This is a genomic window from Spirabiliibacterium falconis, from assembly GCF_014885015.1.
Classification (GTDB): Bacteria; Pseudomonadota; Gammaproteobacteria; order Enterobacterales; family Pasteurellaceae; genus Spirabiliibacterium; species Spirabiliibacterium falconis.
Window position 1 is genome coordinate 20,632 of sequence record NZ_JABMIJ010000011.1, and the last position, 14,788, is coordinate 35,419.

General features: G+C 42.5%; 16 protein-coding genes. 9 read left to right on the top strand and 7 right to left on the bottom strand.

Features of this window, described 5'->3' with window-relative positions:
- The first annotated feature begins 4 nt into the window (after positions 1–4).
- The 5 genes from lptE (at position 5) to msrAB (ending at position 5,309) form a co-directional block, all read left to right on the top strand.
- Positions 5–508 (top strand): LPS assembly lipoprotein LptE, encoded by a 504-nt coding sequence (gene lptE, locus HPC40_RS06700; RefSeq protein ID WP_208118725.1) that lies wholly within the window; start codon positions 5–7, stop codon positions 506–508.
- Positions 505–1,536 carry a DNA polymerase III subunit delta gene (gene holA / locus HPC40_RS06705; protein ID WP_208118726.1) on the top strand — a complete coding sequence of 344 codons (1,032 nt, stop codon included), beginning with the start codon at positions 505–507 and terminating at the stop codon, positions 1,534–1,536. Before lptE ends, holA begins: the two co-directional genes overlap by 4 nt.
- A gap of 64 nt (positions 1,537–1,600) precedes the next feature.
- Positions 1,601–1,978 (top strand): YbaN family protein, encoded by a 378-nt coding sequence (locus HPC40_RS06710; RefSeq protein WP_208118727.1) that lies wholly within the window; start codon positions 1,601–1,603, stop codon positions 1,976–1,978.
- A 152-nt stretch (positions 1,979–2,130) separates the two neighbouring features.
- Complete coding sequence (locus tag HPC40_RS06715) at positions 2,131–3,819, top strand: protein-disulfide reductase DsbD (protein ID WP_235972351.1); 1,689 nt, start codon at positions 2,131–2,133, stop codon at positions 3,817–3,819.
- A gap of 8 nt (positions 3,820–3,827) precedes the next feature.
- Entirely contained in the window at positions 3,828–5,309 is a 1,482-nt protein-coding gene (msrAB, locus tag HPC40_RS06720; protein WP_408021824.1) for a bifunctional peptide-methionine (S)-S-oxide reductase MsrA/peptide-methionine (R)-S-oxide reductase MsrB, read from the top strand.
- 25 nt (positions 5,310–5,334) lie between these two features.
- On the opposite strand, the gene HPC40_RS06725 is transcribed toward msrAB, so the two are convergent.
- From HPC40_RS06725 to rpsF, 6 genes are all read right to left on the bottom strand, one after another.
- Entirely contained in the window at positions 5,335–5,736 is a 402-nt protein-coding gene (locus tag HPC40_RS06725) for a DUF2251 domain-containing protein (RefSeq protein WP_208118729.1), read from the bottom strand.
- Positions 5,737–5,845: 109 nt separating this feature from the next.
- Positions 5,846–7,006 (bottom strand): globin domain-containing protein, encoded by a 1,161-nt coding sequence (locus tag HPC40_RS06730; RefSeq protein WP_208118730.1) that lies wholly within the window; start codon positions 7,004–7,006, stop codon positions 5,846–5,848.
- A gap of 156 nt (positions 7,007–7,162) precedes the next feature.
- Entirely contained in the window at positions 7,163–7,612 is a 450-nt protein-coding gene (gene rplI / locus HPC40_RS06735) for a 50S ribosomal protein L9 (protein WP_208118731.1), read from the bottom strand.
- 19 nt (positions 7,613–7,631) lie between these two features.
- Positions 7,632–7,859 (bottom strand): 30S ribosomal protein S18, encoded by a 228-nt coding sequence (rpsR, locus tag HPC40_RS06740; protein WP_208118732.1) that lies wholly within the window; start codon positions 7,857–7,859, stop codon positions 7,632–7,634.
- Positions 7,860–7,871: 12 nt separating this feature from the next.
- A complete protein-coding gene (gene priB, locus HPC40_RS06745) occupies positions 7,872–8,198 on the bottom strand; it encodes a primosomal replication protein N (RefSeq protein WP_208118733.1) in 327 nt (108 codons plus the stop codon).
- A complete protein-coding gene (gene rpsF, locus HPC40_RS06750) occupies positions 8,185–8,562 on the bottom strand; it encodes a 30S ribosomal protein S6 (protein WP_208118734.1) in 378 nt (125 codons plus the stop codon). Before rpsF ends, priB begins: the two co-directional genes overlap by 14 nt.
- Before the next feature lie 366 nt (positions 8,563–8,928).
- Between rpsF and HPC40_RS06755 the strand changes: the two genes are divergently transcribed.
- From HPC40_RS06755 to HPC40_RS06770, 4 genes are all read left to right on the top strand, one after another.
- On the top strand, positions 8,929–10,506 hold the full coding sequence (locus HPC40_RS06755; RefSeq protein WP_208118735.1) for an L-lactate permease: 1,578 nt from the start codon (positions 8,929–8,931) through the stop codon (positions 10,504–10,506).
- A gap of 66 nt (positions 10,507–10,572) precedes the next feature.
- Positions 10,573–11,292: a (Fe-S)-binding protein gene (locus HPC40_RS06760; protein ID WP_208118736.1), complete on the top strand. Its 720-nt coding sequence runs from the start codon at positions 10,573–10,575 to the stop codon at positions 11,290–11,292.
- Between the two features lie 8 nt (positions 11,293–11,300).
- Positions 11,301–12,719 (top strand): LutB/LldF family L-lactate oxidation iron-sulfur protein, encoded by a 1,419-nt coding sequence (locus HPC40_RS06765; protein ID WP_208118737.1) that lies wholly within the window; start codon positions 11,301–11,303, stop codon positions 12,717–12,719.
- Positions 12,720–12,723: 4 nt separating this feature from the next.
- The gene (locus HPC40_RS06770) at positions 12,724–13,425 is read left to right on the top strand and encodes a LutC/YkgG family protein (protein WP_208118738.1); all 702 of its coding nucleotides are present in this window, start codon (positions 12,724–12,726) and stop codon (positions 13,423–13,425) included.
- Between the two features lie 46 nt (positions 13,426–13,471).
- Here HPC40_RS06770 and fabF read toward each other — a convergent pair whose 3' ends face one another.
- Positions 13,472–14,710, bottom strand: coding sequence for a beta-ketoacyl-ACP synthase II (fabF, locus tag HPC40_RS06775; protein WP_208118739.1), 1,239 nt, complete (start codon positions 14,708–14,710; stop codon positions 13,472–13,474).
- Positions 14,711–14,788: the final 78 nt, after the last annotated feature.

Here is a 14,788-nt window from a genome sequence, read left to right on the forward strand (position 1 = left end):
TGTTATGTTCAACAAACTAAAAACACTGTTAATGGTGGGTCTATTGGCATTGCTCTCAGGCTGTGGTTTGCATTTTGCGAACCAAAGTGCGGTTACAGGGCAGTTTAGCACGATGAAATTGGTCAGTTCTGAGCCGTATGACTTTCTCAGCAGACAAGTGCGTGAGCAACTGAAGCTGCACCAAGTAACGCTCGTTGAGCGAGATGATGTTCCTCAACTGCGTTTGAAAGGTTCAACTATCAGTTCAAATGTGGTGTCGGTATTTAAGCAGGGGCGTGAAGCAGAAAATCTACTGACATTAAATGTACGTGCAACGGTTTATGTGCCAGGTAAAGGTGAATATCCAATTGATGTTAACAATAGCCGTACGTTTTTCAATGACTCACGTGCTGCACTGGCAAAATCGGTCGAGCAAGATGTGATTTATGATGATATGCGTCGCCAAGCTGCAAAACAGTTGTTGATTAAGTTAGTGACGTTACAACAGCAACTCAATAACGCACAGTGAAACGTCTTAGTAGTGCTCAGCTAAGTGCCTCCAGTGAGGCACTTGCGCCTGCCTATTTGCTTGCAGGCACCGATCCTTTATTACTTGATGAATCGCGTCAAGCCATTATTACGCGAGCACGCGAAAACGGGTTTGATGAAACATTGCGTTTCGATATTAATGGCTCGACGGACTGGCAGATGTTATTTGAACATTGCCAATCGCAAGGGTTATTTTCCGCGCGATCGACGCTGATTTTGACTTTACCAGAGAGTTTTACACAAGCTTTGCTAAAGCAGTGGCAGACATTGCTCAGTTTTTTGCATGCCGACATTTTGCCTATTTTCTGCGTGCCAAAATTACATTTTCAAACAGAAAAGCAGGTGTGGTTTAAATCACTTAGCGCACAATTTCCCCATTTGGTCATCGTCAACTGCCAAACGCCACCTCCTGAACAATTACCACAATGGTTAAAAGTGCGGTTGAAACAAGAAGGATTGCAACTAGACAGTGAAGCACAGCAGCTATTGTGCCATAACTATGAAAGCAACTTGTTGGCACTGGCACAAGCACTGAAATTATTGGCATTACGCTTTGGCGATGAAAAACTCAATTTTTATAAAGTGCAAAGTTGTATTGAACAATCGTCTCAATTTACGCCTTATCAATGGTTAGATGCGTTGCTTGCTGGCAAAAGTAAGCGTGCAATCCGCATTTTACACAGTTTACACAATGAAGAGATTGAGCCGTTGATCTTGCTGCGTAGTGCGCAAAAAGAGCTGACAGTGTTATTGGAATTGGTCAAGGATCATCCCATCAGTAATCGCCATGCGTTATTGCCAAGCAGCGGATTAAAAGTGCGGTTTGATGCACTGAAGATTTGGCAAAGCCGTAGAGCATTGTATCAAACGGCATTGCAACGCCTTAATTATCAGACACTATTTCACGCCATTCAATTATTGGCAGAGCTTGAACGCGCTTTGAAACAAGGGCAACCTATCGCACCGTGGGAACGCCTTGAGCGGCTCACGATGTTGCTGACCCACTAAACCGCACTTTACTTTTTTTCGTAACTTATTATTATAATGAGAATTATTATTACTCGAGAAAACGATGCGCGCAGTTAAATTGCTGTATATATTTTTAGGATTTTTGGCTATTGGTTTAGGGTTATTAGGTGCGGTGTTGCCTATTTTACCGACTACGCCATTTTTGTTATTGGCACTCTATTTTTTTGCCAAAAGCTCCGAGCGATTACACAGTTGGTTTATGCAAACGGCAATTTATGATAACTATTTGCGTGAATTCAATGAAACTCGAAGTATGACCATGCGGGCTAAAGTCAGTATTTTAGCGGTTTCTGGCGTGATGATGGCGATCAGTTTTTATTTTATGCCCACGATTTATGGTCGCATTGCGTTGATTTTGCTGGTTATGGTGCAATATTGGTTTTTCTTTTTTTGGATCAAAACCCGTACCAAAGCACAGTAACGAAACTTTTTCGTACAGTGATTGTCGTATTTGCGATAATGTTAGATTAAACCGCATAGCAATTGAGACGTAATAACAGGTGTTGCACGCCTATTTATGGATAAATAAGGCGTATGATTTTATTTTTTGGATAGAGTATGACGTTTTCCCGATTGACCGCACTTTTTGTATTTCTCACCACGCTGACCACGAGTGTGCTAGCAACAGCTGGGCTTTTTGATCGTAATAATGAATTTTTGCCCGCAGAACAGGCGTTTGCGTTTTCGGCACAGGTTGATAAACAGGTGGTTAATTTGCATTGGCAAATTGCACCAGAGTACTATCTTTATCAAAAATCGATTCATATTGTGGGGCAAAATGCCACGCTAGGCACATTCAAGTTGCCGCTAAGTGAGCCACACCATGATGACTTTTTCGGTGAGGTAGGCATTTATCGTAATGAATTAACGTTTTCAGTTCCTGTATCAAGTGCAGGGCAAGATGGGCAGTTGGAGGTGGAATATCAGGGGTGCACCGCTAATTTTTGTTATCCGCCACAAACGCAAGTGGTCATGCTCAATACCCTCGCCAATGAAAGTGCGGTTATGCCTGCCGCACCAAATCCGCAGGCAGAAATGCAAAGTGCGGTTGGATCAGAAAGTCCATCTGAGCTTAATGTGTGGTGGTTTTTTGTATTGGGGCTCGGCTTGGCATTCACACCGTGTGTATTGCCGATGTTGCCGCTGCTTTCTTCTATTGTAATTGGGCAGCAGCAACGCCCGAATACCCTGCGTGCGTTATTATTAAGCCTCAGCTATGTGCAGGGAATGGCTCTGACCTATACTGCACTTGGGTTGTTGGTGGTGTCTATTGGTTTGCCGTTCCAACAAGCCTTACAAAGCCCGTATGTTTTATTGGGATTTGCGGTGTTATTTGTGATTTTAGCACTGGCGATGTTTGGTGTATTTGAATTACAACTGCCTAATCGCTGGCAGAATAAATTAATACAACTTAGCCAAAAACAACAAGGTGGGGCATACGGTAGTGTATTTCTCATGGGCATGATCGCAGGGCTGGTCGCATCGCCTTGTATTAGTGCACCGTTGTCAGGCGCGCTATTATATGTGGCACAAAGTGGCGATTTTATACTGGGAGGATGGGCACTTTATTTATTGGCACTCGGAATGGGCGTACCACTGGTGCTAGTGACCTTATTCGGTAATGCCATTTTACCAAAAGGTGGCGAGTGGCAGGCAAAAGTCAAAATTGCATTTGGTTTTGTGATGTTGGCAGTGCCTATCTTTTTAGTGTCTCGCTTATTGGATGAGACGTGGACGTGGTGCTTGTGGTCAGCATTGGCAGTCAGCTTTCTTGTGTGGTTAATTCTGACATTGCCGACTAATTGGATGAAACTGCCCCTATTTGCGGTGCTTATCTTGGCAGGTTATCCGCTTGCGCAACTGGCGTGGCAGGGGCAAAGTGCGGTGCAACATAAAACCGAACCGCACTTTTTGATGATTGAAAGTGCCGATGATCTCACACGGATACTTCGCGAAAACCCCGGCAAAGTGGCTATGCTCGATCTTTATGCGGATTGGTGTGTAGCGTGCAAAGAGTTTGATAAATACACGTTTTCAGCCCCAGTGGTACAAGCACAATTTCACAATATGTTATTGTTGCGTGCGGATTTAACCCAATCTAGCGAGAAAAATCGCACATTGATGACACAATTTAACGTGCTTGGATTGCCGACCATTTTATTTTTCGATCAACATGGGCAAGAGTTGCCTGATGCTCGCATTAGCGGCTTTATGCCACCAGAACCGTTTGCTGAACACGTGTTACAATTAAAAACGCAATAGGACGTATTATGATAAAATGGCGTAGTATCATTGCCGTGTGGTTGCTATTGATGGCAGCAACATTACAAGCAAAGCCACAGACTGTGGATTTTATAGATTTAGATGGCCGAGCGGCAACACTGTTTTCAAGTGATAAACCCACATTCGTTAAATTTTGGGCTAGCTGGTGTCCGCAATGTTTATCTGAGCTGGAAGAAACAGAGCAAATGCGTCAAGATAAACGCTTAGCGGGAGTAAATATCACCACGGTGGCAACTCCAAACTTTTGGGGTGAAAAACCACAAGCAGAATTTATTGCATGGTATAAGGGCTTGGATTTTGCAACCCCACCTGTTTTATTAGCGCAAGGTCCGCAGGTGGGTGAGTGGTTGCAATCTCTAGGGTTAAAAGGCTATCCGAGCTGGGGATTGTTTACTAAAAACGGGGAACTAGTACGTTTAATCACAGGGCATTTAGGGGTTGAGCAGGTAATGCAGCTTATCGACAATCCACATGCTGATTTACGTGTGGCACAACAACAGAAAAAAGGAGAAAGTGCGGTGGAGAAGCAAACAATTTATTTGGCAGGTGGTTGCTTTTGGGGGCTGGAGGCGTATTTTGAGCGAATTGATGGGGTAATCGATGCGGTTTCAGGCTATGCCAATGGCAATACAGAAAATCCAAGCTATCAAGACGTGATTGCAGGCTCAGGGCATGCGGAAACGGTCAAAGTGGATTATGATCCTACGAAAGTGAGTTTGTCTGATATTTTGCGGCGTTATTTTCGCGTTATTGATCCAACCAGTCTCAACAAGCAAGGCAATGATCGTGGCATTCAGTATCGTACGGGCATTTATTACACGAGTAATGACGAACGTACGCAAATTGAACAAGCCATTGCACAAGAGCAGAAAAAATATCAGCAAAATATTGTGGTGGAAGTCGAGCCATTACGCCAATTTTTCCCTGCTGAAGACTATCATCAAGATTATCTGCAGAAAAATCCAAATGGCTATTGCCACATTGATGTGTCATTGGCGGACAAACCGCTAGAGCCTGAAAAAACGCAAAGTGCGGTTAAAAAAGAGTATCGTGCAGAGAAAATGGGCTTAACCGATCGCCAGTTTTATATAACCCAACAAAATGGCACGGAAAGAGCGTTTAGTCATGAATATGATCGTCTGTTTGCTCCAGGCATTTATGTGGATATTGTCAGTGGCGAGCCACTTTTTTCTAGCCGTGATAAATATGATAGTGGCTGTGGATGGCCGAGTTTCACACGCCCTATTCATCAAAGTGCGGTCGTTGAGAAAGCCGATCATAGCTTTAATATGCGCCGCACGGAAGTGCGCAGTCACGACGCAGACTCGCATTTAGGGCACGTTTTCCCTGATGGTCCGCAGGACAAAGGGGGATTGCGTTATTGCATCAATGGTACGGCGTTAAAATTTATTCCTTTGGCGGAAATGGATGCCCAAGGCTATAGCGAATGGAAAAGTGTGGTCGAATGATACTCAGGTGGCAATGCCACCTGTTTTATTTTAGGCTTGTAATAAACGCGTCATCCAGCTTACCACGAGACCACATAGAACCCAATTCAGGCTCAGGAAAATGGGAATGGTTGTAGCCAATTAATTTGACAAAATCAAAGGCGGCCTGCACTTGCCCATTGAGCAATAACACCGCGATATTGCCATCTTCTGACCAGCAAATTTGTAACTGATTATCTGTCTGCAAGCTGTCATTAAAGCTATCGACATTATATAGGTGCAGTGCATCAACAACGCTTTGTGCTTGGCGTGTATCGAGTGCATAAAAATAGCCTGTTTCGCCATCGTCTTCAAACATCACCGCAAAGTGGTCGTGCACATTTGAGTGCGTGCCGTTTTGCTTTGGGCTACCAATCGTGTGGGTATCTTCTAGTGTGAGATAGAGCATTAACTAATCCTTATCTTGATCGATTGGCAAATAATAGAACAAATTAGGATAAATGCAAGTGGCTTTTAGGATAAACCGCACTTTAAGTAAAAGTGCGGTTTTTTGGCGGTTAAACTTCAATTAAACTCATTTTTGGACCAAATGGTTCAAAGTAGATGGCGATGTTCTCTTGTTCAAGTTGTTTAATCTGGTTTGTCATCGCTTGCATAAATTCCATTGAACCACACAGATAGACATCAGCATGCGGAGGAATTACCTTACGCAGATAATTGCTGTCAATGCGAGCGTTGTCTTGTGTGTAAACGGTATCGTTAAATTGGACATTTGCTTGTGCCAGTAGTGTAGCGATTTCTGTTTGGAAAGCGTGTGTTTGTGCATTGCGGGTAGAGTGCAACCAAAGCACAGGACGATCGGCATTGTATTTAATTTGCTCCGCCAGCATTGCTAAAATAGGGGTAATACCGATTCCTGCACTGATAAATACGACTGGTGTGTCATTTTGTCGTAACACAAAATCACCTGCGGGCGCAGAAAGTTTTAATTCATCACCGACATGGACATTATCGTGCAAATGGTTGGACACAAGCCCTTTGAATTCGCCTTGATTATCACGTTTAACTGCAAATTTTAGCCCTTGTTGTGGATCAATTGCACAGAGTGAATAATGGCGTAATGCGAGATTTTGTTCACCCGCAGGTTGCACTTGAACAGTGATGTATTGCCCTGCAGTAATAGTCAAGTTATTGATCAAATCATCATTTTTTACTGTAAATTCAACAATATCTTGCCCAACACTTCGTTTTTCAACAACAGTAAAAGGTTGGAAGCCAAGCCATGCTGCATTGTCATACATCTGTTGCTCAACGCCAATAAAGGCATCTGCGATGACACCGTAGGCTTTCGCCCAAGCGTCTAAAATGTCAGGTGTGGCGGCATCACCCAATACTTCTTTGATCGCGCCAAGTAGATGTTTTCCCACGATAGGGTAGTGTTCGGCGTGAATTTCAAGGGCTCGATGTTTATGACCAATTTGGATAACATGATCTAAAATTGCCTCGAGATTATCAATATGTTTTGCGGCTGCGAGCACAGTCGTCGCAAGTGCGGTTGGTTGTTGCCCACGAGCTTGGTTGGTTTTATTGAAAATATTCAACAGCTCAGGGTGCTCATTAAACATATTACGGTAAAACGTTTTTGTTATGGTTGTGCCATAGGCCTCAAGTGCGGGGACGGTAGCTTTGATAATTTCGCGCGTTTGTGTATCTAACATAATCACTCCATTAAGGTGTAAAAAAAATATTTCTTAATAGGATACGAGATTACACCAAGACGCGCAAGTGCTAATTATCAGGACAAGCTAGAGATAAAATATGTTGGAGAATAAAAAACCCGAGTAAGATACTCGGGTTGGAGTTGTTTTTTATGCTTATTCAGCAACAACATTCACAATAAGTTGAGTGAATACTTCGCCATGAAGTTGGAACCGCACTTCGTGTTCGCCAAGGGTACGTAATGGACCTTCTGACAAACGCACTTCGCTTTTTTCCACTTCAACGCCTGCGGCTTTGATCGCATCAGAAATATCACGCGTACCAATAGAACCGAATAGGCGACCTTCATCACCTGCTTTAGAGGCGATAGTCACAGAACCTAATGCGGCAATTTTCTCTGCACGTGCTTGTGCTTCAGCTAATTCTTTAGCGACTTTGGCTTCAAGCTCTGCGCGACGAGATTCAAAATGAGCAATATTTTCAGCAGTTGCCATAACAGCTTTCCCTTGTGGGATAAGGAAGTTACGTGCGAAACCTGCTTTAACATTAACTTGATCACCTACATTGCCAAGGTGAACAATTTTATCTAAAAGAATAATTTGCATTACCGTATCCTCTCTTTAATTACTGATGATTGTCAGTGTACGGTAGCAACGCAAGATAACGAGCGCGTTTGATAGCACGAGCTAATTGACGTTGATACTTCGCACGAGTACCGGTAATACGGCTTGGAACAATTTTGCCGCTCTCTGTAATATAGTTCTTTAACGTAGCAATATCTTTGTAATCGATTTCTTGTACGTTTTCCGCTGTGAAACGGCAGAACTTACGACGACGGAAATAACGGGCCATAGGGCTAGTCTCCTAATCTATAAATTCGATTTGCTCGGCATGTAACACCAACTGGTTTAATCCATTTGCATTTTTATGGGTGGTTAAAAAGCCACTAATAAAAAGGTTACTGCCGACCGTAATGCTTTGAGATTGTTTAATTAATTGATGCCCACTCAGAGAAACTTTTATTTTACACCATGCAAGGCGAGGCAAATCAGCTTCTACTTGGTTTGAACGGTGCTCAAGATAAAATTGGCAGTGTTCAATCCGATTTGGGCTTTGCGATCGTTTCAGTTGTGAGCAAACTTTTCCCACAAGTTGAAGACGATTTTCAATTGTTAAATTACTCTTCAGCATCCTCATAATCGTTGTTAGCAACATCGGCTGAAGCACGACGTTCGTCTTTTGCTTTAGCCATTGGGGACGCTTCTGTTACGGCGTGCTTAGTACGAATAATTACGTTACGCAAAACTGCATCATTGTAACGGAATGTGGTTTCTAGCTCGTCGATGACTTCTTGCGGTGCTTCTACATTCATTAACACATAGTGTGCTTTATGTAGTTTATTAATTGGGTATGCCAATTGACGACGACCCCAATCTTCTAGGCGATGAATGTGCCCACCAGCGTCTTTTACTGCGCCAGTGTAACGCTCAATCATGCCTGGTACTTGTTCGCTTTGGTCTGGATGGACCATAAAAACGATTTCGTAGTGACGCATTACTGCAGCTCCTTACGGGTTAATCAGCCTCCATGATAAGACCAGCCACAGATCTTTGGAAGCAAGGAACGAAAATAAATGTGGCTGTAAGGGCGGAAATTATACCGAGTTTCTCGCCTGTGGACAAGTTTTTTGTGTAAAGTTGCACCGCACTTTAATTGTATTCGGGGTTAGAATGCCGAAAATTGATCGTTTTTTCTTCGTTTAAGTCAATCTTGTTCTTGATTTTGTGACAGAGATTACATTTGTATTATCGAATCATTGCGAGAACAGTTGCATTAGATTAAGGTGTGCGCCCAATGTTAATTTAATGTTAAAAATGTAATTTAAAACAAACATAATTGTTATCTTTAAGAAGGAATTTTTATGGCATTATTTTTAAGCATCATTCCTATTGTTATTTTGATCTATTTGATGGTAAAGCGTAATAGCTTGCCTTCTTATATTGCTTTACCGATTACCGCAGTTATTGTCCTTGTTATTCAGATTTTTTATTTTCAAGAAGATTTAACGCTATTGAGTGCTAATATGGTGTCAGGTGTTGTTGCTACGTTAACACCGATAACCATTATTTTTGGTGCGATTTTATTTAATCGTATGATGGAGGAAACAGGTTCAGTTAATGTGCTACGCCATTGGCTTTCTAACATCAATCCAAATCCTGTTGCACAGTTAATGATCATAGGCTGGGCATTTGCGTTTATGATTGAAGGGGCATCGGGCTTTGGTACGCCAGCAGCAATTGCCGCACCTATTCTGGTCGGGCTTGGCTTTGCGCCATTGCGTGTTGCGGTGTTTACGCTAGTGATGAATTCAGTGCCGGTATCATTTGGTGCTGTTGGTACACCAACATGGTTTGGTTTTGCACCATTAAATTTAGGCGAACAAGCGTTATTAGAGGTTGGTGCACAAAGTGCGGTCATTCATTCTATAGCCGCCCTAGTTATTCCAATTATTGCATTACGTTTTATTGTTGGCTGGGCTGAAATTCGCCGTAATATTATATTTATTTATCTTAGCATTTTGGCGTGTACGGTACCGTATTTCTTATTGGCGCAAATTAATTATGAATTTCCAGCATTGGTAGGTGGTGCCATTGGATTATTGTTATCTATTTTCTTTGCCAATCAAGGTTTTGGCATTCAGAAAATCCATGATGAGAACCAAGAAAGTGTGCCATTTTCAGTGGTGTTTAAGGCGATGTTACCGACGATGTTGCTTATCGCGATTTTAGTGGTCACGCGGATTCACCAATTTGGTATTAAAGGCTGGCTGAATGATACAACCGCACTTTTTACATTGCCACTGGGTGTATTAGGGCAGTTTGAAGTGAGTCGAGCGTTAATCTTCTCTTGGTTAAACATTTTTGAACAAGGTGTGAGTGCAAATTACCGCACTTTATATGTGCCAGCATTGATTCCATTTGTGGTAACAGTGTTGATTTCGTTTACGATTTTTAAATTACAACGGGGGCAAAAAAGTGCCATTTTTACAGCCAGTTTTGCACAAGTGCAAAAACCATTCCTTGCGTTGGTTGGCGCATTAATTATGGTAAAATTGATGTTAGTGGGGGGAGAGCAGTCAATGGTGCAAATCATTGGACGCAGTTTTGCACAAGCCACGGGTGAAAATTGGACATTCTTCTCAGCATATTTAGGTGCGATAGGGGCATTTTTCTCAGGCTCAAATACCGTTTCTAATCTTACTTTTGGTGGTATCCAATATTCAATTGCACAAACAACAGGGCTTTCGGCTACGTTGGTGCTAGCATTGCAGTCCGTGGGGGGCGCAATGGGGAATATGGTTTGCATCAATAACATTATTGCTGTGTGCTCAATTTTGAATATGAAAAATCAAGAAGGCACAATCATTAAACGCACGGTTATTCCGATGTTTATCTATGGTGTGATTGCGGCGTTAGTTGCGGTGTTGTTATTAAGTTAAATTACAGTAATAATTGTGTTTTATTAAGCGCACACTTTGTGCGCTTTTCCGAGTGTTGGAGGAAAAATGAACGTTAATTTTTATGCAACGTGCATAGGTGATGCTGTGCGTGCGAATGTTGCAAAGCAAAGTGTATTGTTACTTGAACAATTAGGTTGCAAGATCACATTTTTAGAACGACAAACGTGTTGTGGGCAACCAGCAATCAATGGTGGGTATGTTAAATCTGCCATTCCTGCGATGAAAAATCTGATTGAAACTTTTGAGGCCAACCATGATCCGATTGTCGCCCCCGCAGGTTCTTGTGTATATGCGATTAAAAATTATGCAGACTATCTTAAAGATGAACCTGAATGGGCAATGCGTGCACAAAATGTGGCAGATCGCTTTTATGACTTAACGGATTTTATCGTTAATCAGTTGAACATTACTAAAGTCGGGGCAAAATTGTCTGGTAAAGCTGTGTATCATCCTTCTTGTAGCTTATTTCGTAAATTAAATATTCAACATGAACCCATAGCCTTGCTCGAACAAGTCGAGGGGTTGGAATTATTGCCAATCGCTAATCAAACAACTTGCTGTGGATTTGGTGGAACATTTTCCGTAAAAATGGCTGAGATTTCTGGTGAAATGGTAAAAGAAAAATCAGCGCACATTCAAGCCGTACAACCTGATTATTTAATTGGTGCAGATGTGAGTTGTTTAATTAATATTGGTGGGCGACTACACCGTGAGGGAAGCCCAATTAAAGTGATGCACATTGCTGAAGTATTGATGAGCCGCTAGGAGGAAATATGTCAATTCAAACAAGCCAGATTCCTTTCAAACAGCGTATCGATCAAGAGATTCATAATGATGTGGTACGCAAAGCATTAGTTATGGCACAAGAGCGCATCGGTGCTAATCGTCAAAAAATGGTAGATGAGCTGGGGCTCTGGGAAGAGTGGCGTGAACAAGCAAAAGCGATTCGTAACCATGTGCTAGAGAATTTAGATGCTTATCTTTATCAATTATCAGAAAAAGTAACCCAAAATGGTGGACATGTTTATTTTGCAGCCACTGCACAAGATGCGACGAATTACATCACAAACGTTGCCAAAGAAAAAAAAGCGAAAAAAATTGTTAAGTCCAAATCAATGGTGACGGAAGAGATAGGTTTAAATCATTGTTTGGAACAAGAAGGTATACAGGTTATTGAAAGTGATTTAGGCGAATATATTTTACAAATTGCAGGCGATAAACCGTCGCATATTGTTGTCCCTGCGATTCATAAAGATCGTGAGCAAATCCGTCAAGTGCTACATGATAAATTAGGCTATCAAGGGGCAGCCACACCTGAAGAAATGACGCTTTTCATTCGTAATACGATTCGAGAAGACTTCTTGCAAGCAGAAATTGGTATCAGTGGATGTAATTTTGCTGTGCCTGAAACTGGTAGTGTGTGTCTTGTGACAAATGAGGGTAATTTACGTCTTGCTACTACGTTGCCGAAAACACATATCGCTGTTATGGGCATGGAGCGTATTGCACCTAGTTTTGAAGCAGTGGATATTTTAATCACACTATTAGCACGAAGTGCGGTCGGTGCAAAATTGACAGCTTATAATACTTGGTTGACAGGTCCACGTTTAGCAGGTGAAACCGATGGACCAGAAGAGTTTCATTTAGTGATCGTAGATAATGGACGCTCTAAAGCATTGGGCAGTGAATTTAATGATATTCTTCGCTGTATTCGCTGCGGTGCGTGCTTAAATACGTGTCCTGCATACCGTCAAATTGGAGGGCATGGCTATGGCTCAATTTACCCAGGCCCAATAGGTTCTGTGCTTTCGCCAATTTTAGGGGGGTATCAAGAGTTTAAAGACCTGCCTTATGCTTGTTCGTTATGTACTGCGTGTAATCAGGTTTGTCCTGTAAAAATCCCATTGGCAAGTCTGCTGTTAAAGCATCGCCAAAATATGGTAGAAGAAGGCATTGCGCCAACGATGGAGAAAATCAGTGTCAAAGCATTTACTTTTGCTAATAACCATCCAACGTTGTGGAAAGTGGGGATGAATATAGGTGCAAAAGTGATGAGCAAAACCATCAAAAATGGTAAAGCACCCTTTGATCTTGGTGCAATTGGTGAATGGACGAAAGCGCGTGACCTGCCGCAACCTGACGGAGAAAGTTTCCGTGATTGGTTTAAACATCGTGAACAACATAAGGGATAGTAGCATGTTAGATACAACAAATCGTGATCAATTTTTAGCACGCCTCGCCGCACAATTAGGGCGAGAGGTGCGTACTCAAGTACAGGGTGATTATGCCCAACTCACCGATGCACCTAAAACGCGTTTAACGGAGCTTGATTCGAAAAATTTATTAGCCACATTTATGCTTAATGCACAAGCGTTGGAGGTGGATTGTTTAACCACTCGACCGGCTGAAGTTGGCGAAACGATATTGGCATTATGTGAAAAATATGGCGGTGGAGATGTGATCATCAATGATGATACCCGTTTACAGGCGTTAGGAGTAGTGAACACATTATCACAACATTATCAAACACATATTTGGTCACCAGAATCAGCAGTGCAAAACCGCACTTTTGCGGCTAATGCGAATATCGGAATTGTTTTTGCTGAATATGGATTGACTGAATCAGGCGGTATCGTGCTTTATTCGGATAAACATTTTGGTCGCTCAGTTAGCTTACTCCCTCCCGTTTCTATGGTGCTATTGAAACGCAGTAGTATTTTGCCTCGTGTGGCACAATTAGCGTCGATTTTAGACCAAAAAGCTGCGAAGGGGGAGCGTATGCCATCATGTATCAACATTATATCGGGACCTAGTGCAACGGCAGATATTGAGCTGGTAAAAGTTGTTGGTGTACATGGACCAGTCAAAAATGTTTATGTCATTATTGATGATGTATAATTAGAGGGCAAAAAACCGCACTTTTATCTAAAGTGCGGTTTTCGAATTAGATTTTTTTGAAAATGAGTGAGCCATTCGTGCCACCAAAGCCGAAAGAGTTACAAAGCGCATACGTCATCTCTACTTTGCGTGCTTGATTGGCGACTAAATCGAGTTCGACCGCAGGGTCTTGGTTTTCGAGATTAATGGTTGGCGGTGCGATTTGATCACGCAGAGCCAAAATCGTGAAAATAGACTCCACTGCACCAGCAGCCCCAAGTAAATGTCCTGTCATTGATTTAGTCGAGCTAACTAAAATCGTCTCTTTATTTGCCGCAAAGACAGTACTCACTGCCGTAGCTTCTGCAATATCACCTGCTGGCGTTGAGGTCCCATGGGCATTGATATAACCGATTTGATCAGCGTGGATTTTTGCATCATTAAGGGCATTTTGCATTGCCAACGCAGCTCCAGCTCCGTCTGCTGGTGGAGATGTCATATGATAGCCATCACCACTCATTCCAAAGCCAACAAGTTCAGCATATATTTTTGCACCACGGGCTTTAGCCTGTTCATATTCTTCAAGCACAATAACACCTGCACCATCGCCAAGTACGAAACCATCTCGGTCAGTATCCCAAGGACGGCTCGCTTTTTGTGGCTCATCATTGCGTGTAGATAATGCACGAGCAGCCCCAAAACCTGCAATACCTAATGGTGTGCTAGCTTTTTCAGCACCGCCTGCTAACATCACATCAGCGTCACCGTAGGCAATCATTCTGGCAGCGTGTCCGATGTTATGAACGCCTGAGGTGCAAGCGGTTGCAATGGTAATATTCGGACCATGTAATTTATAATTAATGGAAAGATGACCCGCGACCATGTTCACAATGGTGGATGGCACAAAAAATGGGCTTACTTTGCGAGCACCACCTTTGAGCAGGGAATGATGATTTTCTTCGATGAGCCCCAATCCCCCAATGCCTGAGCCGATTGCGACACCAATACGATGGCTGTTTTGCTCAGTAATTTCAAGCCCAGCGTCTTCAATGGCTTGCATGCCAGCAGCAATACCGTATTGAATGAAGAGATCCATTTTTTTCGCATCTTTGCGTGAGATATATTGCTCTGTGTTAAAATCTTTAATTTGTGCAGCAAAGGTAGTCGTATAATTCGTGGTATCAAAATTCTCAATAGTATTTACGCCACTTTTGCCTGCTAAAATATTATTCCAAGTAGAATTTACGTCATTACCTAGTGGGGTAATCATCCCAAGTCCTGTAACAACAACGCGACGTTTTGACATATATGTAAGCTCCGAGGGGAGTTGATGAATATTGTTTGGCAGTCTTTAGGTGAAATTTAGGCGGTGTAAAAACCGCCT

Excerpts from the sequence above, each read along its gene's own strand:
- lptE (WP_208118725.1), top strand. The coding sequence starts at position 5 with ATGTTCAACAAACTAAAAACACTGTTAATGGTGGGTCTATTGGCATTG.
- HPC40_RS06710 (WP_208118727.1), top strand. The coding sequence starts at position 1,601 with ATGCGCGCAGTTAAATTGCTGTATATATTTTTAGGATTTTTGGCTATT.
- msrAB (WP_408021824.1), top strand. The coding sequence starts at position 3,828 with ATGATAAAATGGCGTAGTATCATTGCCGTGTGGTTGCTATTGATGGCA.
- HPC40_RS06725 (WP_208118729.1), bottom strand. The coding sequence starts at position 5,736 with ATGCTCTATCTCACACTAGAAGATACCCACACGATTGGTAGCCCAAAG.
- HPC40_RS06730 (WP_208118730.1), bottom strand. The coding sequence starts at position 7,006 with ATGTTAGATACACAAACGCGCGAAATTATCAAAGCTACCGTCCCCGCA.
- rplI (WP_208118731.1), bottom strand. The coding sequence starts at position 7,612 with ATGCAAATTATTCTTTTAGATAAAATTGTTCACCTTGGCAATGTAGGT.
- rpsR (WP_208118732.1), bottom strand. The coding sequence starts at position 7,859 with ATGGCCCGTTATTTCCGTCGTCGTAAGTTCTGCCGTTTCACAGCGGAA.
- priB (WP_208118733.1), bottom strand. The coding sequence starts at position 8,198 with ATGCTGAAGAGTAATTTAACAATTGAAAATCGTCTTCAACTTGTGGGA.
- rpsF (WP_208118734.1), bottom strand. The coding sequence starts at position 8,562 with ATGCGTCACTACGAAATCGTTTTTATGGTCCATCCAGACCAAAGCGAA.
- HPC40_RS06755 (WP_208118735.1), top strand. The coding sequence starts at position 8,929 with ATGGCATTATTTTTAAGCATCATTCCTATTGTTATTTTGATCTATTTG.
- HPC40_RS06760 (WP_208118736.1), top strand. The coding sequence starts at position 10,573 with ATGAACGTTAATTTTTATGCAACGTGCATAGGTGATGCTGTGCGTGCG.
- HPC40_RS06765 (WP_208118737.1), top strand. The coding sequence starts at position 11,301 with ATGTCAATTCAAACAAGCCAGATTCCTTTCAAACAGCGTATCGATCAA.
- HPC40_RS06770 (WP_208118738.1), top strand. The coding sequence starts at position 12,724 with ATGTTAGATACAACAAATCGTGATCAATTTTTAGCACGCCTCGCCGCA.
- fabF (WP_208118739.1), bottom strand. The coding sequence starts at position 14,710 with ATGTCAAAACGTCGCGTTGTTGTTACAGGACTTGGGATGATTACCCCA.